This window comes from Microbulbifer mixtoriginis (SeqCode) (assembly GCF_052466765.1).
Genome location: NZ_CP174289.1, coordinates 479,498 through 501,389 on the forward strand (window position 1 = coordinate 479,498; position 21,892 = coordinate 501,389).

A 21,892-nucleotide genomic window follows, 5' to 3' on the forward strand; every position below is an offset into this window, starting at 1 on the left:
ACCTCCCTGGTGCCTGTTATTGATTCAGTTCTGCAATTAATCGTCGGTACCCAAGCGCACCACGACTTTGCCAAAATTCTCCCCCCGCAATAACCCCATCAGGGCGCGGGGCGCTTTTTCCAATCCCTCCACCAGATCCTCACGGTATTTGATGCGACCCTCGCCAACCCAGTGACTCAAACCAATAATAAAATCGCTGAAGCGCTCATATTGATCAAAAATAATAAATCCTTGGATTTTTAGGCGCTTGGTAAGGATTTCACGCATCAACAAGCTCAGGCGATCCGGGCCCTCGGGCAGTGACGTGGCGTTGTAGTGAGCAACCAGCCCACACACGGGAACCCGGGCAAAGTCATTGAGAAGCGGTAAAACCGCATCAAATACATCTCCGCCCACATTTTCGAAATACACATCCACACCGTCTGGACAGGCCTCCTCCAACTGCTCGGGAAACTCCTCTGCTCGGTGGTTGAGACAGATATCAAAGCCCAACTCCTCTACCGCGTAGCGGCATTTTTCTGCTCCACCGGCAATACCAACTACCCGGCATCCCTGAATTTTACCAATCTGCCCTACAGTGGAGCCCACAGGGCCAGTAGCTGCAGCGACAACCAGAGTATCCCCTGCTTTTGGCTGGCCAATTTCCAGCAGCCCGTAATAGGCGGTAATACCCGGCATACCCAAAACACCGAGTGCATAGGAGGGATGGCTGGGATTTTTACCAAGATTCACCAACCCTTCACCATCTGAGATTGCATAATCCTGCCATCCGCAATAACCCAGTACCCAGTCTCCCTCTTCGAAATCATCCAGGTGTGACACAAGCACCCGACTTACTGTGCCACCCACCATAACGCCCCCCAGGGGTACCGGCTCTGCGTACGATTTGGCATCACTCATGCGGCCGCGCATATAGGGGTCCAGGGAAAGAAAAACCGTTCGTAACAACACCTCACCCCGAGCGGGTTCGGGCACCCCCAACTCCTCAATACTAAAATTGTCTTCGCTCGGTGCCCCTTCGGGCCGGGAAGCCAATACAACCCGGCGGTTCTTATCCATTGATTGCACGATGTATCTCCTTCACTGAGCCAGACTTTCACTTGGTACCACCTTTTGTACCATTGGCGAGCCAGGCCCTCTCCTGAGTTTTTATGTCTACTGAAGGCCAAACTATAGATAGAAATTGCACGCCGTTAGTAAAAATTTACCGGTTATTGTGTCGTGGTATTTTTTGCCCATCAATTTAGCCCCTGTTGACAAGTATCCGTGTGCTAAGATTGATGCCTTTCCCGCCATAGACAATTAAGGATTGGTCAATGTCTGCGCTTTCCCGTAATCAACGCCTGGAGCAACTCAAAGCCGCGCTCGCTCAGCGCATCCTGATTCTCGACGGCGCTATGGGAACCATGATTCAGCGGGAAAAATTACAGGAAGAAGATTACCGCGGCGCCCGCTTTGCTGACTTCCATAAGGATCTGAAAGGTAATAACGACCTTTTAAGCATTACTCGTCCCTACCTGATCGAACAAATCCACCGGCAATACCTGGAAGCTGGCGCCGACATTATCGAGACCAATACTTTTAATGCGACTGAGCTGTCCCAGTCTGATTACGACATGGAACATCTTGTAGTAGAGCTGAACCGAACCTCTGCAGAAGTGGCCCGGCGCGCGGCGGATGCTCTTTCCACACCCGAGCGCCCCCGCTGGGTGGCCGGGGTGATTGGTCCCACCTCTCGCACCGCCAGTATTTCCCCAGATGTCAACGACCCGGGTGCGCGCAATGTGACTTTCAATGAGCTGGTACACAATTATGTGGAAGCCGGCCGCGCCCTAATAGAGGGCGGCAGTGACCTGATCCTGATTGAAACCATCTTCGACACGCTCAATGCCAAGGCGGCCATTTACGCCATGCAGCAGCTGTTTGAGGAGCTGGGCTTCGAGTTGCCGATTATGATCTCCGGCACCATCACTGACGCCTCCGGCCGCACCCTCTCCGGCCAGACCACTGAGGCCTTTTATTACTCCATCGCCCACGCCAAGCCGATTTCCGTTGGTCTTAACTGTGCCCTAGGGGCCACTGAGCTGCGCCCTTATGTGGAGGCCCTATCCGGTGCCTGTGCCACTTATGTTTCCGCGCACCCCAATGCCGGCCTGCCCAATGAGTTTGGCGAATACGACGAAACCCCGGAGCAAACCGCGGCGATTGTGGCGGAGTTTGCCCGCAGTGGCTTTATCAATATTCTCGGTGGTTGCTGCGGCACCACGCCAGAACACATCCGCGCCATTGCAGAGGCGGTATCCGATATCCCTCCGCGCCAGTTGCCCGAGATCAAACCGGCTTTACGCCTTTCCGGTTTGGAGCCTTTTGTGGCCGACGAAAGCGCCCTCTTCGTCAATGTGGGCGAGCGCTGTAATGTGACCGGCTCCGCCCGTTTCAAGCGACTGATTCTGGAAGAGGATTACGATACCGCCCTGCAGGTCGCCGCCGCACAGGTGGAAGATGGCGCGCAGGTGATTGATTTCAATATGGATGAGGCGATGCTCGATGCACACGCCGCCATGCGCCGTTTTCTCAACCTGGCCGCCACCGAGCCCGACATCGCTAAGGTGCCCTTTATGGTGGACTCCTCCAAATGGGAGGTGATCGAGGCCGGACTGCAGTGTATTCAGGGTAAACCCATCGTGAACTCCATCAGCCTCAAGGAAGGCAAAGAGGAGTTTATTGAGAAGGCGCAACTGTGCCTGCGCTATGGTGCCGCCGTAGTGGTGATGGCCTTTGATGAGCAGGGTCAGGCGGATACCTTTGAGCGCAAAATCGAAATCTGTAAGCGCAGTTATGAAGTATTGGTAGAGGAAGTCGGTTTCGATCCCACCGATATTATTTTCGATCCCAATATTTTCGCTGTCGCCACTGGCATTGAAGAGCACAACAACTACGCGGTGGACTTTATTGAGGCCTGCCGTTGGATTCGTGAGAACCTACCCGGTGCCCAAATCAGCGGTGGTGTCTCCAACGTTTCCTTCTCTTTCCGCGGCAACAACCCGGTGCGCGAGGCGATTCACTCGGTATTCCTATTCCACGCCATCAAGGCCGGCCTGAATATGGGCATCGTCAACGCCGGTCAGCTCGCGGTTTATGACGAGCTGCCTGAAGAACTGCGGGAAAAGGTGGAAGACGTCATTCTCAATCGCAATGACGAAGCCACCGAAGCCCTGTTGGATATCGCCCCCAAATATATGGGTGAAGGCGGCGGCACTGCGCGCAAGGAAGACCTCAGCTGGCGTGAGCTGCCGGTCAAAGAACGTCTGGCGCACTCCTTAGTAAAAGGAATCAACAACTATATCGAGGCAGACACCGAAGAGGCCCGCGCCAATAGCAGCCGCCCCCTGGATGTGATCGAAGGTCCGCTGATGGACGGTATGAATATCGTTGGCGACCTGTTTGGCGAGGGCAAGATGTTCCTGCCCCAGGTGGTGAAATCGGCACGGGTGATGAAGCAGGCCGTCGCCTATTTACAACCGTTTATCGAAGCGGAAAAAACCGAGGACAGCCGGCCCAACGGCCGTATCCTTATGGCCACGGTAAAAGGCGATGTGCACGATATCGGCAAGAATATCGTCGGTGTGGTGCTGGCCTGTAACAATTACGAGGTCATCGACCTCGGCGTGATGGTGGCCGCAGAAACTATTCTGCAAACCGCCCGGGAAAAGAGTTGTGACATTATCGGCCTATCCGGTTTAATCACCCCCTCCCTTGATGAGATGGTGCATGTCGCCGCAGAAATGGAACGCCAGAAGTTCGATATCCCCCTGCTGATTGGCGGTGCCACCACTTCCAAGGCACACACCGCAGTGAAAATTGATCCCCAATTCAATCGCAATCAGGTAGTGTATGTGGCCGATGCCTCGCGCGCTGTGGGGGTGGCCAGCAGCTTGATTTCCGATGAACTGCGCCCCGCCTTTGTTGAAAAGGTTCGCGCGGAATATGAAAAGGTGCGCACCCGCACCGCAAATAGAAAGCGCAACGACACCCGGCTGACCTATGCGGAAGCCCGAGATAACGCCCCTGAATTCGACTGGCAAAATTACCAACCCGTACAACCCAAAAAATTGGGAATTACCGTTATCGAAGATTTTCCCCTGGAAAACCTCCTCGATACGCTTGATTGGACACCCTTCTTTTTATCCTGGGATCTGGCGGGCAAGTATCCGGCTATCCTCAAGGATGAAGTGGTCGGCGAGGCTGCCAGCGATCTCTACCACAATGCCCAGCGCCTGCTGAAAGAGATGATTGCCAAAAAGCAGCTGCGCGCCCGCGCTGTGTTCGGTTTGTGGCCCGCCAATAGCATCGGCGACGATATCATCGTGTACAAAGATGAAGCGCGCAGTGATGAACTGGCGCGTTTACATCATATTCGCCAACAGGTACAAAAGATGGGCGGCGATGGTCTGTGCCGTTCACTGGCAGATTTTGTCGCTCCTCTGGATTCCGGCTATATCGATTATGTCGGCGGCTTCGCAGTTACCACTGGCATTGGCGCCGACGAGCTGGCACAGAGCTACGAAGCCAAGCACGATGACTATAACGCAATTATGGTGAAGGCCCTGGCGGACCGACTGGCAGAATCTTTTGCTGAAACCCTGCACCGCCAAGTACGCAAGGAATACTGGGGCTATGCGGCAGACGAAGAGTTGAGCAATGAGCAGCTAATCAAAGAAGCCTACCAAGGTATCCGCCCGGCGCCCGGCTATCCTGCCTGCCCGGACCACTCAGAAAAGGCGACTTTGTTCAGTTTATTGAACGCCGAAGAAAATGCCGGGGTCAGCCTGACCGAGCATTTCGCCATGATGCCAGCGGCCGCAGTCAGCGGCTGGTACTTCGCCCACCCGCAGGCCAAATACTTTAATGTCGGTAAAATCGGTCGGGACCAGCTGCAAAGCCTGGCCAAGCGCAAAGGAATTAGTGAACAGGAACTGGAGCGCTGGCTGCGCCCAAATCTCGAAGAGTGAGGATCCCCCCATGCAGGAAAATAATAAGAAACGAGCAAGGAAGCCCGGACTAGGCCAGATTGTACTAAGCACTCTGGCAGGGGCCATTGGAGTTCAGAGCAACAAGAACCGAGAGAAGGACTTTCAAAGCGGCAGCATGATGCACTTTGTTGTCGCCGGAATTGTCTTCACCATTTTGTTTGTCTTAACCCTAATACTGATCGTAAAGACCGTACTGGGCAATATGGGCTAAAGCTCTCCCCCAGCTAGAATTCTCTCATCACAAGCGGGCTCCTCGCCCGCTTGATTACAAAAATTACTGCATAAATAGATTTCAGCCCTAGCAAATAGCCCTATGGAAGGTATTGCTGTAGGTTATAAAGAGGAATTTACGGAGAAGTACCCGGTACGGCTCGGCTCCGGGTCGGGACATCATATGGGTCAGCGGGTAGCAACCCAGAAAATACAGGTTGCAACAAAGATAGCGACCAGAGCTACAGCGGCGATGGCATCTGCGAAATTGTCTTCTTCCGGGGTAACAGCTACTTCTTCCTTCATCGAATTTCTCCGATTACACATTATTGTTATTCAAAGTAGGTGAGCCGCAGGCAGCGGCATAACAAGTAGAGCAAATTGAGTCTGCAGTTGCAAGGTAGCCCGGGGTTAGATCGTAGATCTGTTCATTTATAGGGAAAGGGTCTGCCTTATCCAGCATTTAATGACCGATATTACTGCGATTGCAATTAGGGTGATTACAGGCTCCCACGCTGAGGGCGCTAACTATATTCGCCAACGCACCGGCAATTTCCATACTAAATCGAAAATCATCTAAATCGGAAATGCTACGCATACCCTATTTATAAATAAAAATTTTGGGAACCCATATCAGGCCTCCAATATATATCAATATATCACGCAAATTAACTTGACCCACCCAGGGAGTATAACTAAAGCCTGAGCTAAAATACTTATAGCTACCAGCACTGATTTTTAGACAACATTTCCGATTAGCCCTTTGGTGGCAAGCTAGATGCCGGCATGAGTAAAACAATCTCCTCATATATAATCTTGGCATCAGATTCAAGCAAAGTCGAACACAGATAAAAGAATTCTCTCAAAATCAGCAACCACCCACATAGCGGGTGGTATGGTGAAAGCTCCCAAAGGGGGCTAGTTACAATCCCGCCAGCTGCATCTGCTCTTAACGACGCTCTTCAGCATCTTAATTCTTGATTTACTCTCGAATTATCTGCCCATCAAGCCCACTGTACTAACGCAGTATCCCCGGACCCCAAAGTGTCTTCCTGTAAAGTTTCTCTGTACATGCTTGCACTTCCGAAATATCTGGAACGCAGATTTTCTTTTCAAAACCCAACCGTATTAGAATACACTCAATTTCGGAGGAATAATTAACAATATATGAATATGATCCCTCATTGCGTACCCCTCGACCAACTCAATACCCTTGCATAAGTCTCGAAACATCGCTCCCACCTCCGTCTCAACGTTCCAAATAATACTTTCTTTCTGTACTTAAGCACAAATACCACGTGGCACCTGCAATCATACTTCACGTGAGCTTTGAATTGTCAATCTCGCACATGACCTCCTTTATAGAACTTGCCGTTTCATGGAGGCCATATTTTTCATTCTGCGCTCCGAAACGGCAGAGCCCTGTCAAGCCTCACCGCCAGAGGCAATGCCTTACCTATGCATTAATTAATATAAAAGAGCTCTGAGATAATTACTCTGCCGTGAAAAAAATTAATTTTTATCACGGCGTTATTTCAACTCTATTAAAATTTAACAGGACGCCATCCTGTATATTCCAATAGATTTTCGCCAAATAAAGAAACTACAACTCTATGCATTCAGATTCATTTTTACCACGAGAAAAATAGCAAACCTTCAAAACTTTACCATCATCTGCACGATTAATTAAAAAACCCACCTCCTCACCTCTCTCGTAATATTGCTCAAGAACGGCTACCCCTTTCTCATTAATGATTTCATACTTTCCATGAGGAACATTGATTCCATCTACATTTATAAAGCAAATTTTATATATATTTCCACCTGCAGGATAATTATCGCATTTAACTTCACCGACATCCCCTGCACTAGCCGCAAATGAGCCAAAAGAAATAAAAAATATAATGCCGCATATCATTTTCATGGCTCTACAACCCTATTCTGACCTCTCATCTATTACACGCATAACATCCATCTTTCTTAAGTCATGATAGGACTTCAAGATTTCATAAAGATCACCATGGATCGGTTGAACCTGGAATGAAGTCATAATTCCAACGGCAGTCGTTAAAGACTGTCCAGGCATCCTTTCAACACCTAACACTTGACCAAAACACCCTAGGGAATCACTTCCAACCTCTATGTTTGGTACGCCACAAGCATTCACGTTTCGCAAATTCGGTAAAGTAAGGCTTTCGGCTTGATCAACAGAAAAAGTCCCAACATCAGTTATTGTTGTTTTTGAACCCTTAAATGTGACAGTACATCTATATTCACACAGTTTGACCGTCTCCCCTTTATACTCAATACGTTTACCGCCCCCAGTGGCATAGCAACTGGCTACTAAATTTCCATCAGATGGGCTTGCACAACTGCCATCCTCTCCTTTTCCTTCGCTTCTATGAGACTCCTCATTAAAAGCCCGAGCAAAAGCAGCTGTTATAGCTCCATTGGCAAACTTCCCTCCGGATACAACTGAAGTGGTTCCTCCCAAGAGAGCTGCGACAACAACCCTAGCAGTACTAAAGCCAGTATTTCCGGCATCAATCAAGTCGACAGCCCCTGAGAATGCTTGAGCCACACCTGCTGCAGCAAAGCCATGCTTAAACTTTCCTCCCTGAGCTTCAGACAAAAGGCCGCCTGCCACTGAGTGAGCAAAGACTTTTGCAGCATAACCATAGCCGTTCAGACCAGTGCCCATTACTCCTTTCCCAACAACGCCCTGAGTTGCCCATTTCGCTCCTTGAAAAGCATTACCAATCCCCATAAATGCCACTGCACTGAAAGCACCAAAAAAGGCACCTTTAACTGTACCGCTTTGTACTGCTCCAGCGGCAGCACCGCCGGCAGCGGCCCACCCAGCCGCAGCCGCAGTCTGACCAGCCTGTAACGCTGCAAGAGACTGTCCTCCAGTGTAAATAGCAATCACTACCGCGACCACCGGCTTTACTACAGAGTCTCTCCACTTATTCCAAGAACTATACCCAGAAGGATCCGTATAAGTCAGCGGATTATTGTGTACATAGGCATAACGATTGTAGCCCTGGACCGAAGTAATACCATCAATGATCGGATCCGCTGTTAAGAAGCGTGACAGATTGGGATCGTACACCCGACCATTCATATGAATAAGGCCCACCTCATCCATCATTTCATGACCTGTGTAACCACGGTTACTACTTAAATGATTAAAAGCACCAACGTTTAAAGTCTTAACCGTATTCGAGGGGCCAGAACCAATACGCTCCCAGTTCAACGGGTTGCGGCGTTTGCCCCAGGCATCAAAGCTGTATAGCAACTTGTTACCTGCAGCATCTTCTGCAACCTGCCCCTTACTATCAGTAATGACATCCAGGGAGCCCTGTAGATCTTTGTGTAAATACTGAGTGCTAGTACCGGCAATTTCATCCGACGCATTTAGTTGTATTCGCTCAACAGCGACCCCCGCAATATTGCGGCGATAGAAGCTCTTTATATGGGCACCGGAAGTACTGCGCTCAATCACTTTCTCGACGCTGCCGATCTGCAAGGTAGTCACAGTACCTTTGCCATTGTCGTCCACACGCTTGAAGCGACTACGGTCGGGACCATAATAAAGGCGGGTTTTATGACTATCTTTGGTGAGTAAACTTGGCTTATCAAATACCGTATATTCCCTTATGCGGTTATTTGAACCTCGTACCATGTTGCCATTTTCATCGTATTCATAACTAAGGCTTCCAGCTTTTGTCACAGCATGAGGTCGAGCACTATCGTAACTATAATTTCCAACCCCACTTTTAAATCTGATGTTTCCGGCATCGTTGTAACGCACTTCCTGCACGCTAGCTTCGCTACCGCCACTATAGAGCCGTGCATAGCGCAGGCGGTTCAGGCCATCGTACTCAAAACTTTCCTGTAGATCCTTGCTGTAACTACCATCTCCACTGAGATCGGTTTTAGACAAAAGGTTGCCGATAGCATTCCAGTCGTAATGCAGATTCTGCACTTGACCTACCCCAGGATTAATATCTGTGAGGATACTGGTGAGGCGATAGTGCTGTGGGTGATACTCATAAGTGGTTGTGAGGCCATTACCCAACAATACTTCTTCTACCTGTCCGCGCAGGTTCATGCGCTTCACACGGTAGTAGTAACCCTGCCCGGCAGGAGCCTTCACATCCCGCACACCCACCTTATACCCATAGCTGTTATAAACAGTTTCCATGCCATATAGGTAATTTTGTTGGCGAGCTACCTGCTGATTACTGGCGTCAAAGCTACGCTTGATACGGCTGTATTTGTCATAGGTGACCTTCTCATAAAAATCCCCTTCGCCATCAAGTACACCCAGCACCGTCGTAGTTTCACCCAGGCGACCGTAAATATCGTAGTGCATTAGCTTAAGGAAGCTAATGTCCTCCATATTTGTATTGCAGCTACCGTTAATAACTACGGAAGCTTGGGCTACGGCCACCAGTTTGCCATCGAATCGGTATTTGGAATTACAACCAGGATCCTGGTCGTAGTACCAACGGCTAAAGTTCTGTAGCTTGCCTGTTTGGCTACTGGAATTGAAACTAGTGTAATCGGCTCGAGTCACCATACGGCCAAGGGCATCATAGGTCATGGTGGTACCCTGCCCCTTGGCATCCTTCTGCCAAGCCAACTCGCCAAAACCGTTATAGCCGTAGGTCCATGTGCCCTTATCCGGATCTACCAAGCGTTTCTTACGACCCAGATTATCGTATTCAATACTGGTTACTGAAGTTTCGCCGCCTCCGCTATTCAATACACGAACATGTCGGAGGTTGCCATCAGCAAAATATTCATACTTAAGTTTTCCTCCGATGTTATCAGTGACTTGGGCCAGCTCACCGAGCACATTTTTCTGGGTAACCTTAGTTTGCTGTGCACAATTTTTAGTAGTTTCTCTCAGACCATTGTAGGTAATGGTGCTATCACATTGGCCACTGGGTGCATCCACTTTGGTGGTGCGCCCTAGAATATCGTAGGAGTAAGAGGTCCAACGCGGAGAGCTGCCGCTTTTATAGGGATCGGAAATCTTTTTAACACGGGACTGCACATCGTACTGGGTATCTACAAATACAGATTTACCATGAAAGTCCTGAGTTTGTTTGCGGATCTCCCGGCCCAGACGATCGTGGTACATTACCGTTTTTGTTTTATCGATACCGGTAGTAGTCACCTTAAAATGCGCCGGTATACCAGCGACCGTAGGGCAGCCACCGCTGTCAGCGCAGAATGTACTCAGGGTCGTGCTATGACTACCTGTCTCATGATGCTCAAAGTAGCGATTACCAAATTGAGAGTAGGCATAAGTGGTGGCCACCCCACTAATATCAAATACTTTACTTGGTTGGCCAAAGGCATCCATTCCCAAATACTGCTCTACCGTTTGACTAAGCGCATTAGTCTTACTGGTCGGAAAGCGCCCATAGCTGTCATAACCCGTATGGCTAGTACGGCTTTCACCAAGCGCATCGGTCACAGTAGCTGCAATACGATTACCAAAGCGATCGTGTTCGTAACGGGTGTGCAATTCTTCTACGCTACCTTTGGCTACCCATTCATCAGTTAAAAGGCCGGTCTGGGCGTCATAACCAAAATGTACAGTGCGCTTGATCTGTGGTGCAGCCAAGCTACCTTGCCTCTGAGTAGTGACGCTGCTCTCATTCAGTCGCGCCAAATGCCAGCGGCTGCTGCTAACCACATTATTATATTTGTTACTTGTGGTTTTGCTCTGAACAAGGTTATTTGAAGCATCATAATTTTTAACCACCACAGAGCTGACATTGCCATACTTGATATCAACATCAGCCGTGTAATTAGTGGTAGTCACCACCTTGCCCAGATAATGTCCATCCAAGCTATAGGACTTATCCTGCGCTTGGCTGATATAGGGCATTACTGTTTTACCGGATACCGGCTCAACCGATTTAAGCGTATTAATAGAACAGCTAATCAGCTTAAGGCTGGATTCACTACAGGAAGCCGGAGTTTTGATATTGCTGGCATTGGGCTCTATTACCTTAGCCGTTTGTGAAGGCATCCCTATGTAAGGGTAGTCTTGGCGATACCGGGTTGTTATCTTCACCTTGTTTTGAGGGTCATAAGTGGTAACCGACTCAAAACCGAGGAAACCGCGTCCACCACTCTGCATACGCGCACCTGCATAGTGGTAATGAGCCTCTACAGTATTGTTATTGTCATTCGCCGCCGGCGCATCAGAAATCACTTTCTTCACCACGTACATCGGTGAATACAAGTCAAAAACGGGTGAACCGCGCCCATAATTTAGCTTGAAGGAGCCCTTCTTGCGATTATAAATATTAGCACTGTCGTCATTTAGGCGTGCATATTGAATTTCTGTTCTAACGCCGAAACCATTCTCAACAGATTCAAGAATATCAACTGGTTTATTACCATGCTTAGGTTTGAGGATACGCACATACTTATCTGTAAAACCAGAACCACTAAAGAACCCTGAGCGGGTGCGCATATCATCGCAGTGGTTTTCTTTTTCATCACGGTTAGCGCACTTTTCAACGATTTCAGGGCGACCATCCCCAGTCACATCCATAATATAGTGACTGTGATCACTCTTATCTACGCCAAGTATTAATCCGGTCTTGACTCCTGCACCAAAGCCATTTGATTTATTGGGGAGCACATATAAATACTGGTATTCGTTATTTATTTTATCGTTAGCGTTCGGGTAAAGAATGTCGACCAGACCATCCATATCCCAGTCATATAACTGAATATTGTCATCTACAATGGCTGGTAGAGCTTTTGAGGTTATAAATTTAACCCCATTAAAGTGATAAATACTCCAGGCACTTTTATTGCTGACCCTAAAGAGTAAATCGGGTAAGCCATCACCATTGAGATCACTCACCATGTGCTCAGTGGACCCGCCACTGTTAAATAATTGACGTGAAAAGACAGTAGAATGCCCACCATTAACATTGGACATCAACACAACAAAATGATAATCGGTCCTTGAAGTAATATCATTATAACAATCGATAGATGGCTCGGTACAACGCCAGTTAGTTGACACAATCGCAGTTAAGTCTGCAATTCCGTCACCATTGAAATCAGCCACGATATCTTTATCGCGCACATTCACATTAGTTCGATTTATGTATAAGCCAGTTCTTCCCCCAGGCGGGGTAGAACTGGGAAGAGACAAACTTCTTACTACTTCACTATTTTTGAATGATAACTTGCCCGAGCTGCTGCGCTGCAGCTCCCTGATTTTAAGGTTAGGTGATTGACTCCTGAAATGATCAGCGTTACCCCCAGTAAAATAGATATAGTCGGGCAAACCATCTGCATTAAAATCATGCATTTTACCCAACTGACCTTTTTGGAAAGTAATTGCTGTAGGAGTATCAGTTACACTAAACCCAGATCCATTAGAGTAATTGACTTCCCAATATGTAGAACTGTCGGAAATTGGCGCATGCAGTAAATCATCTTTACCATCGTTGTTGTAATCTAAGAGGTGCCATTCCTCACGCTCATTGGAACGAATTCGCATTTGCCCGGGCTGAATGGCAAGCGACCCTTGCTTCGTACCTAAAGCAACTCGAATATAGCGTTTTCCATGACTACCGTCGTAGCGAATAAATACAAAGTCTGTAAGTCCATCACCATTTACATCGCCATATTTACCACCTTCAAACCCAGAGTGAAAAATATTGGGATTCGCAAGCCCTTTAACCAGACCAGCACCATCAGACTTTGAATAGGTAAATACCGTTGGTTTACGACAATTACTCTTTACACATTCCTCTACTTCTTCGAGCAATAATCGACCTGTCCCACTCTTTTTATAGGAAAACTTATAGCGCCGTATTTCCTCGGACTCTGCCGTAGAGATGATTGAGGTCAATCGTCTCGTCGAAGCGGACTTTTGTCCAAAACGATAGCCATAGCGTTTATCTGAACGATTAGTATCGTAGTTAAACTCTATTCGGTTAACGAGAATATCATTACTTCCACCCGAATAATCTATGTACTCAATGAGGTGTTCGCCAACATTACTATCTTTAAGATAGGAGTATTCAATTCGATTGCCGACACTGTCTGCTTGCTTGTTGATATACCAGGCATTGGTACTCTGAGAATCATCTGTTAGGCCATAGTAAGAAATGGACCCATCCTTACGATAGACCTCAAAGCCTTTTTTACTACCGACGCCGGTCGATACCACCTTGACCCTGACAAAAGAATCCAGGGATGTTCTATATTGAGTGCCAACACCACCGTATTGGCCAGATGAGACTAACTTTAGGCGCAGGCCATCGAGACAGAATCTATCAAACTGGCTGCCATTCACTCCATCTTCTTCAAAAGATTTTCGACAGGCGGTTATTGCTGAGAGCCCACTAATGCCCCAACCAATACCCAATGGACCATGCCCCCCAGAACTACTATAGCTAACACTAACACTGGGCACACTACTGCCCGATGAGGGGCCAACTGGAATCGGTAGGCTATAGGTGGCCGCACCAGACTCACTGACACGAAACTCTCCAGGCACAATACCTACACGATCTGAGGCCAATACCGCGGGATCAGTATTCGCTAGGGCAGTAGCCTTGTGTGGTGGTGTATCTACGGAAACAGGAGGAGATGAAAGCTCTACCTGCACAACTTCTGTTACTGCTGTAGCAGAGCAACTAGAAAAACTAGAAACCTGATTACAAGCACGGATTTTATAAGCAAAGAATCCACCATCAAGACTAAAAGACTTAGACAGATTATCCAGGTTTGTATGTTTGATTACTGTAGAGTTATTCCAAGAAATAGTTCCATCCACGGAAGTGGCTGTACCTGAAAAAATTTCATAACGAACCAAGTTGCCACTGCTACTTCCCCAATTCAGGTCAACACTTCCCGTTCGGGAGAAAAGCGGAGATAAATTTAAACCACTAGGCTTACCCGGCTTTTTAGCCACAATAACAGACTTAGAGTTACCCGTTCCCGAACACCCCCTCAAGTTACAAGCTACAAGATGATATTTATAAACACCATCATTCCGCTTCAATTGTGTACCTGTAACCTTGGATGGAGAAGTGGAACTAGTAGAAACAGTTTTTAAAAATTTACCGCCTTCATAAATTTTGTACTGATATACAAACTCATTGGAGCGATCACTCCAATTCAAACTTATACTGCCGTTAGAGCTATTGGCTATAGAGTCCAAAACTGGGGCAGACGGAAGAGGCTGATTCCAAACAGTAATGCCTGCTGTAGCGCTCCAACTAGCGCTGCAACCTGAAGAGTTACAGTTTTTACTACGGAACTCCCAGCTTCCATCTGTTAAACCTGTAGCAGTAAAATCTACTGCTACAGCTGTGTTGTAAGAGCTATCAGAGGGCCAAGCAGTGCCTTTTTTTCGCTTCTGCCAACGTACGGAGCTGATCGGCCCAGTACTATTGGATTTTAAACTGGCATTACCATTGTAAGATTTATTATTTTTTATCGAGAGAGTAGCCTTATTGGGAACAATGACTACCGTAGCTGAAACTGATGCATAGCCTGCAAAATCAGGCTCCGGGCAGTTAGGAAAGCTACCTAATAAACACGTTTGGCATGAATATCGATAGCTGTAGGTCCCACTAGCACTCAAAGTCTCAGAAAATATTGACCCAGAACTAAATTTAGCACTACTTACAGTAACATTATCTCGCTTTAACTCACAACGCTCGGCCCTTGGCCAATTAGTGTTAAAAACTAAAGTTACCTTTCCAGACTTGGATACTGATTGCAATGCAATGTTGGGTAACTTTAGATTAATTGTCTTTTTGCTTGTCCATCCACTACAGGACTCAACCTTATTATATGTTTTACACGCCCTCACACGATAGGAATAACTACCGTTTTTTGTTTTCGTAAATGTTTTACTTAATCCTGTTTGGCTCCAGTTCCCTGTAGCATCACCCGTCTGTTCAACTTTATACCTAGAGGCGCCAGATACCGAGTCCCAGCTGATCTTGTAAACCCCGTTAGAATCATTACTAGGAACAACAAGGTTCTTCGGAACACCTGGAGCCCGGGAAACAGTGACATTTGATGAAGTTTTATACGAGCTTGTCAAACTCCCTTGAATCACGGCAACCCTATAGCTATAGATACCGGTTCCCCTACCTGTCAGCGTCTTTTTAGTGAGATTTCCCTTATATACTTCGACCCATGAGCCACTGTTTTTCTTCTCTTGCAGTATATATTTTGACGCACCAGAACCCGCATTCCATGAGATTGCAACACTCCCATTTGTACTTTTAGAGGGGACAGTAACCGAGGTCGGTGTTCTAGCAACGGTTATTGCCTGAGAGTACACATAGCTGCTACACGCAGTAAAGCATGCTTGCACTCTATATTCATATTTACCCGTTGATCGACCAGCCAATGTCTTTGAAAGCCCCCCACCGGAGTAAATATCACTCCAGGCTCCTCCGTTCTTTCGCTCCCACAATATGTACTTACCTGGAGTTTTTGATGCTTTACCCCAACTAACCTTAAACCCGCCAGTTTTGCTAGTTTTAGGTAAAGTAACAGCGCCTGGTCCAGCAATACTTACCTTGACCGTATGGCTACCTCTTTTAAAGAAAAAACCCGGTTCATAGCAGTGCCCATTGCGACCCCATTGTAGACATTCATTCCCAGCCCACAAATCAAAACGATAAGTTCCAGTCCCTAAGTTATAAGTCTTTGTTCCTCCGCTAGGACTTACGCTATAGGTTCGATAGAGCGAACCACTCTTATAAATTCTAAACTCAGCCTTTGAGGCAGGAGAAATCTTAGAGTAAGTAAGCTTGACAGTTCCCGTGGAACTATTGGTTGTTCCGGATATGACTCCAGCCAAGGCAAGACCAGAGAAAGAAAAGTAAAAAAATACAAATGTAAAAATGCTAAAAATAGCCTTCCAATCCCTGGACACACTGAACTCCGATGTAATTAACTACGAGGCTTCCACCTCAAAAACAGGTCGCGGAGTCTATCGTATAAGCTTTCCAAAGGGAAATTATGCGCCTTACTAAAATGCACAAACTGTCTTTATACTCCATTTGAAACCATCGTTCAGATTTAGAAACTCTATTTAGCCACCAAAAATCCTCACAAAAACCAACCAAAAAACACCCTAGAATAAAATACCTTGATCCACATCAATTAAATTTCAGATCAAACAAATCAAGCTTACACAGAAAATAAATTTCCACTCTAAAAGTGCGTGATTAGCCCCTACACTAAAGCCTTTACCGGCATAAGTCCCATCCCACCAACATTTAGGCGGAATAGTTAAACCAAAAAAAAACGACATCAATAAACACCTAAAAATGCAAAGGGCAAGACTTACAAAAATACAACCCATATTAAAAGTGCAACTTCAAGATATCAGCTGAGCGACCCTTACACTCATGGCCACAAACTATTACAACTTCATCTGCAAAAACTCACAAAACGACCAATATCATCTATAAATTGCACACCTGTACAATACTTACATTACTCTTAGAAATATTCACAATACAGCCCCCAAGAGAACCTCTCTCTTGAAGGCCACATTGTCTATTTCATAATTTTCAACAGCAGAACTTCATTACTTAAGACTGTAATTCACTTAACTATAATTAGAGTGCGACCCTGATATCTTTCGGCGGATGACAATGAAATACTACATAGGTGGTATCCGGAGTGTAGTAACATGTAACATCATAGTGATAACCATCGTCTTGCTCATTTTTTTGTACAGAGGGGAACATCTTCTTATTTTCTTGAAGTGTCTGTCCTTTTAACCACTGATTAACAAAGTAATCTTTTACTATCACTGCAGCAGTCTCTGCACGCGCCTTGTAAAAGGTACTCAGCACTTTATCTGCACTAGGGTTATCCTTATAATAAATCTGGCTTCCATCGGTATTTCTTTGTTGTATATTGTTTTTACCGCAATATCCATGCACTATTTTATCGTGCTTAGACTGATAACCGAGCTCAAGATATACTGATACATTCATCGTCAAAATAGAACGGCTACCATTTTCATGGGGCTTTGGATTTTGATAGTGCAAATCAAAATCACCAACAGGGTGAACAGCAGTTCCCATCTCCTTTATATCTTTTGGTAATGGCATAACATTTCCTTTTATGAAATTAATTTAAGTTTTCGCCTCAATCCAAATTACACAGCCTTGATTCTTATGTGTAACCTTTACTCAAACAAACATGAGCAATCTCAATATGGGAGATAAGGGAGTTGTTATACAGAGTGAAGCTGTTCATCTTCATAAATACGGAAATTAAATCTTTTCAACTTCCTAATCAGTGTATTCTGGTACCCGTTTGGGCCATCAAATCTTTAAACTAGTTTGTTACCAGCAGTATCTTTGTCTACCAGCCCATTACTATCGTTGATGAGATTCAAAGAGCCTTGGAGATCTTTGCGTTCATCCTGCTGGCTGGCGGATTCACCGTGTGTATTCAGATCGACACACTCGATAGCAATCCCTGTAATATAACTGCGATAAAAGCTCTTGATAGTGGCACCGGAGGTGCTGCACTCTGTCGCTTTCGCTACCCTGTCGATCTGCAGGGTGGTTACAGCACCTTTGCTATTGTCGTCGACACGCCTGTAGCGGCTGCGGTCTGGCCCGAAAGTAAGGTGTGTATCGTGGCCGCTCTTAGTCACCAAGCTAGAATTGTGTAGTCCAGCGTACGGCTGCCCGAGTCGCCACACATGTTGCCGTTGGTATCGTACTGAGAGATGATATTGCGGCTTTGGTTACCGCATGGATGGGGACGTGAGGCATTATATTCATGGCCACCAACGCCAGTTTTATAGGTGATATTGCCGTCATCATTGTAGCGAATCTTCTTGGTGGTAGCTTGACCGCCGACCTGATAGGGGTGCGCCTAACGCTGCGATTGAGGCCCCCGCACTTCAAAATGTTCTTTCAGGTCCTTACGATTGCTGCCATCACCATTGAGGCCAGTTTTAGAGAGCAGGTTGCCGATGGCATTCTAGTCGTAATGCAGATTCTACACTTGACCCACACCGGGGTTGATCTCCGCGAGACATACTGCAGAGGCAGTAATCTTGTGGATTGTAGTAGTGAGATCATTGGCAAGCAGGACTTCTTCCACCCGGCCACACAGGTTCATGCACTTAACCCGATAATAGTAACCACTGCCTGCGGGGGCGGTTACACCGAGCACACCCACTTTATAACCGAGTACGTTGCAGGCTGTTACTACACCGCGCAAGTAGCCCTCACCATTGGCCACTTACTTGCCCTTAAACTCGATACATTTACAAGCGGGTACATACTGAAGAACCAACGGCTAAAATTCCGAAGAATGCTCAGTTGGCTATAGGAATTGAAGCCTATGTAATCGAAACGAATCATTATGTGACCGAAGGCATCTCTGGCTGTGTACGAGAGTATCGCAGGAGTAATTCGTCCAGCGAGGGGAGCCACTACTGATACCCGCCCCTCCCTGAGAGTCATTAATACCGAAACTACTGAGCACTCTGAGCGCCGAGGTACTACCACTGAATGAAGAGCTCACCTACAGAGGAATAGTATAGCTCTCCAAGCCGGATTCGCTCACGCAAAACTCCCTGGGTAAGATGCCAATATAATTGGAAACTAACACATGGGTGACGATAGCCTTACAGTTCGACACCTTCACAATGACCGGTGGCGGAACTTCATCAACCATAACAATACCCATAGCAATCGTATTTAGCAGCTACTGCAACTCTATACATGGTTACTGGCACGGACCTGAAAGGTAAAGAAGCCTTTTTACCGAACGAAAGTGTTTTGCTCAAACGCTTGGAATCTGTGTGCTTACTTAGAGCAGTTATACTCCAACTTACCCACCCTTCTGCCGAAGATACAGTACCGAAAACTATTTCAAAATGCACTGCTGTACCACTAGCACTTCGCAAGTGAGATCAACTTCACCGGTGCGCGAGCAATTCTTCTATAGATTGAGAGATTTTGGTGCATCTTTTAGTGATGCACAAATAAATCTGTTCGCGATAGAACGAATGTATTGCAAGTTTTACCCCCTACTAATAAGATTTACAAGAAGTAAAATATAAAACCTATTAAAAAGGAAATTACCTTTCCGAAACATAGACCTCAGTTATAAATTAAATGGTGCAACTCTATTCACTCTGGGGCAATTCTGACCCCCATGTGGGATGCAATGCTAGGGCAAGGCAGTGAGCATGAAACAGCAATAGAAGGGATTTCTAAAGAAATACCTCTTGGGGTTATGGGAGAGCCAAAGGATGCTGCATACGCAGCCCTTTATCTGGCCTCAGAAGAATCTAAATATATAACTGGCACTGATTTGAATATCGATGATGGCATTTTAGCTGGCAGTACAGCAACTCCAAACAAGGAGTAAAAAAATATAAAACACAACTTCCTATTAGGGAGCATATAACGATGAAGCAACATTTGTTTATTTTCAAGGAGAGCCTGCGCAGACCCTGCCCTTCCTTGCCGTTCAGAAAAACTATAAACATTTATATCAAACTAGCATTTTGACATACACCTTAACTATACCAACACTATCACATGTGGCCTTTAGTGAATTTTTTTGGAAGGGATGGTGTTCGCCATATTTATATGAAAGTGAGATAAAGAAAGGGCTTTCACTTGAAGCCATACATGTACAACAGATAGCGCCACACGAGCAGATAAAATTAAATCTTACTCGAGAATCGAACTCTAAGAGTCCAGCGATCATAAAGATATTAGAGAAATTTGGTTGGCTGTTAATATTTAAATCCAGCAAACAATTACAGCTTAAGCCAGAAATGCTTACGGTGTAAACTCACTCGCCAGGCTTATTATGGAAATTGAAATATCAATAGAACATATCAAAGAGCAAATTAATCTTCCCCCAGACAACTTTAGGATACTCACTAAAACTTAAAAAATTACAAGCGCCAACCTTATTATCATGGAAATATAACGTAAATTTAGCCACCAGGATTTTCCTAAATATACCTTATTAGAATTAATAAACCATAAAGCATGATGGATCAATTTTAACTTGAACATACATACCACCAAGGTGCAATCAATTAAACTACCGCATCAATACGTCAAGAAAGACTCCTTACAAGGTCTAAGAGCATTCTTTTTGAATAAGTTACTGAGACGCAATATGAATACTCTCCTTAAATTATTTTTTATAATCTTTCTTGCCGGTGCCGCTAAGGCCAACAGCATTGATGAGCATAGAATTAAAAGAGCTGATGGCACCAATATATCCTATTATCAAATTAAGCAATCACCTAGCAAGCCAAGTGAAACTTTACTACTGATACTTCAAGGCTCAGACTGTAATAGTGTTTTAAAAATAGAATCAATATTTACCGATTATAAAAACATATGGCCAGAAGCTGATCTCCTTCTAATTGAAAAGTACGGCATCGACAGCAAATTAAGCTACAGCCTAGAGGATGAGCGAGCTGACTGCCCTGATCAGTACATCCAAAATGATAACCCTGAACAGCGTGTATCTGACATTCAAGATGTTTTAGATGCTGTCAGAAAAGATTATAAATATCAAAATTATATAATACTTGGAGGAAGCGAGGGCGCAGTAATAGCCAACTTAGCTACAGCAAGGATTGATTATATTGATGCAACCATCTCTTTTAACGGAGGAGGCCGCAAGTTTATTGACGACCTCATACACAGCATTACATCAAATCACCCAGTTAGTGAAGATCCAGAAATGAGTATTAAAGAAGTTAAAAATTTTGCAGCTCAGATTCTTAACAGTGAAGAATTTGACTTTGAAGCAAGCCAACATAGCTATAACTGGTGGCATCAATCACTCGCAATTGATCAACAAGAAGTTCTTATGAGCGTCGACATACCTTTGCTAATTATTCAAGGTGGGAGAGATTTATCTGTTTCTCCTCAAATGGTTGATAAAATGATGCTAACCCTTGAAGATCTTGGAAAAGATAATATTGAATACCGAAAATACAAAGAACTTGACCACGGACTAAAGGATATCAACGGGAGAAACATGCGCAAAGAGGTGGTTAAAGATATTAATCTATGGCTAAAGTCCAAACTTAAAACTTCTAACAAATCTCAGATACCGGCCAATTAAAATACTAGAAACCACTTCATGGCTTCTTGATCTCAAACAATAAGTACAATTGGTAAGGGAGGCTCAGGTGATTGATTCACCCCCTCCCAACCTAGAGAAAAGAACTAATAAGCTACCACCAATTGAGCGAAAACGAACGGTACCAGCTTTACAGATTGCGGACACCCTTAGGAAGCAATTGCTAAGCTACTGGGGAAACATCTCTCGATGACTAATCGAGAACTATAACGCAATACTGATTTTCGGGGAAAAATCACCCATAGCAAGCTTACAAAGTAAAAAGAATAATTAATGATGTATGGCAACAAATAAACAGCCTTACCCGGAAAGAGTGAAGCCCTCAAAACTTTACGTGCCCCAGAAGAAAATCTTGAGCATACCGCCCTACGCACGCCATATTTATGTTTATATAAGGGCTGTGAAAAATAATTTTTCCGCAAAATTCCGCAGCGCAAATAGCTCTTAGCTTTTTCAGGATTCAT

The 21,892-nt window shown here is 45.7% G+C and carries 10 protein-coding genes and 1 pseudogene; 4 read left to right on the forward strand and 7 right to left on the reverse strand.

Annotated elements, in window-relative coordinates:
* Positions 1–36: 36 nt before the first annotated feature.
* Entirely contained in the window at positions 37–1,059 is a 1,023-nt protein-coding gene (gene curA / locus ACJJIV_RS02025) for an NADPH-dependent curcumin/dihydrocurcumin reductase (protein WP_444891743.1), read from the reverse strand.
* 257 nt (positions 1,060–1,316) lie between these two features.
* Here curA and metH point away from each other — a divergent pair, with 257 nt between their 5' ends.
* The gene (gene metH, locus ACJJIV_RS02030) at positions 1,317–5,012 is read left to right on the forward strand and encodes a methionine synthase (protein ID WP_444890569.1); all 3,696 of its coding nucleotides are present in this window, start codon (positions 1,317–1,319) and stop codon (positions 5,010–5,012) included.
* A gap of 10 nt (positions 5,013–5,022) precedes the next feature.
* Positions 5,023–5,244: a DUF2970 domain-containing protein gene (locus tag ACJJIV_RS02035; protein WP_252085595.1), complete on the forward strand. Its 222-nt coding sequence runs from the start codon at positions 5,023–5,025 to the stop codon at positions 5,242–5,244.
* Between the two features lie 1,127 nt (positions 5,245–6,371).
* Here ACJJIV_RS02035 and ACJJIV_RS02040 read toward each other — a convergent pair.
* The 6 genes and pseudogenes from ACJJIV_RS02040 to ACJJIV_RS02065 all read right to left on the reverse strand — a co-directional run bounded on the left by ACJJIV_RS02040 (position 6,372) and on the right by ACJJIV_RS02065 (position 18,542).
* Positions 6,372–6,565, reverse strand: a pseudogene (locus ACJJIV_RS02040) (transposase).
* Positions 6,566–6,846: 281 nt separating this feature from the next.
* A complete protein-coding gene (locus ACJJIV_RS02045; protein WP_444890570.1) occupies positions 6,847–7,167 on the reverse strand; it encodes a hypothetical protein in 321 nt (106 codons plus the stop codon).
* Positions 7,168–7,179: 12 nt separating this feature from the next.
* Positions 7,180–14,115, reverse strand: a complete 6,936-nt coding sequence (locus ACJJIV_RS02050; protein WP_444890571.1) for an RHS repeat-associated core domain-containing protein — start codon at positions 14,113–14,115, stop codon at positions 7,180–7,182.
* Between the two features lie 2,776 nt (positions 14,116–16,891).
* A complete protein-coding gene (locus ACJJIV_RS02055; RefSeq protein WP_444890572.1) occupies positions 16,892–17,392 on the reverse strand; it encodes a hypothetical protein in 501 nt (166 codons plus the stop codon).
* 224 nt (positions 17,393–17,616) lie between these two features.
* Positions 17,617–17,949, reverse strand: coding sequence for a hypothetical protein (locus ACJJIV_RS02060; protein ID WP_444890573.1), 333 nt, complete (start codon positions 17,947–17,949; stop codon positions 17,617–17,619).
* A gap of 347 nt (positions 17,950–18,296) precedes the next feature.
* Positions 18,297–18,542, reverse strand: coding sequence for a hypothetical protein (locus tag ACJJIV_RS02065; RefSeq protein ID WP_444890574.1), 246 nt, complete (start codon positions 18,540–18,542; stop codon positions 18,297–18,299).
* Positions 18,543–19,436: 894 nt separating this feature from the next.
* Here ACJJIV_RS02065 and ACJJIV_RS02070 point away from each other — a divergent pair.
* Both ACJJIV_RS02070 and ACJJIV_RS02075 read left to right on the forward strand, forming a co-directional pair.
* Positions 19,437–19,679: an SDR family oxidoreductase gene (locus tag ACJJIV_RS02070; protein WP_444891744.1), complete on the forward strand. Its 243-nt coding sequence runs from the start codon at positions 19,437–19,439 to the stop codon at positions 19,677–19,679.
* 744 nt (positions 19,680–20,423) lie between these two features.
* Entirely contained in the window at positions 20,424–21,410 is a 987-nt protein-coding gene (locus ACJJIV_RS02075) for an alpha/beta hydrolase family protein (RefSeq protein ID WP_444890575.1), read from the forward strand.
* Positions 21,411–21,892: the final 482 nt, after the last annotated feature.

Excerpts from the sequence above, each read along its gene's own strand:
- curA (WP_444891743.1), bottom strand. The coding sequence starts at position 1,059 with ATGGATAAGAACCGCCGGGTTGTATTGGCTTCCCGGCCCGAAGGGGCA.
- metH (WP_444890569.1), top strand. The coding sequence starts at position 1,317 with ATGTCTGCGCTTTCCCGTAATCAACGCCTGGAGCAACTCAAAGCCGCG.
- ACJJIV_RS02035 (WP_252085595.1), top strand. The coding sequence starts at position 5,023 with ATGCAGGAAAATAATAAGAAACGAGCAAGGAAGCCCGGACTAGGCCAG.
- ACJJIV_RS02045 (WP_444890570.1), bottom strand. The coding sequence starts at position 7,167 with ATGAAAATGATATGCGGCATTATATTTTTTATTTCTTTTGGCTCATTT.
- ACJJIV_RS02055 (WP_444890572.1), bottom strand. The coding sequence starts at position 17,392 with ATGCCATTACCAAAAGATATAAAGGAGATGGGAACTGCTGTTCACCCT.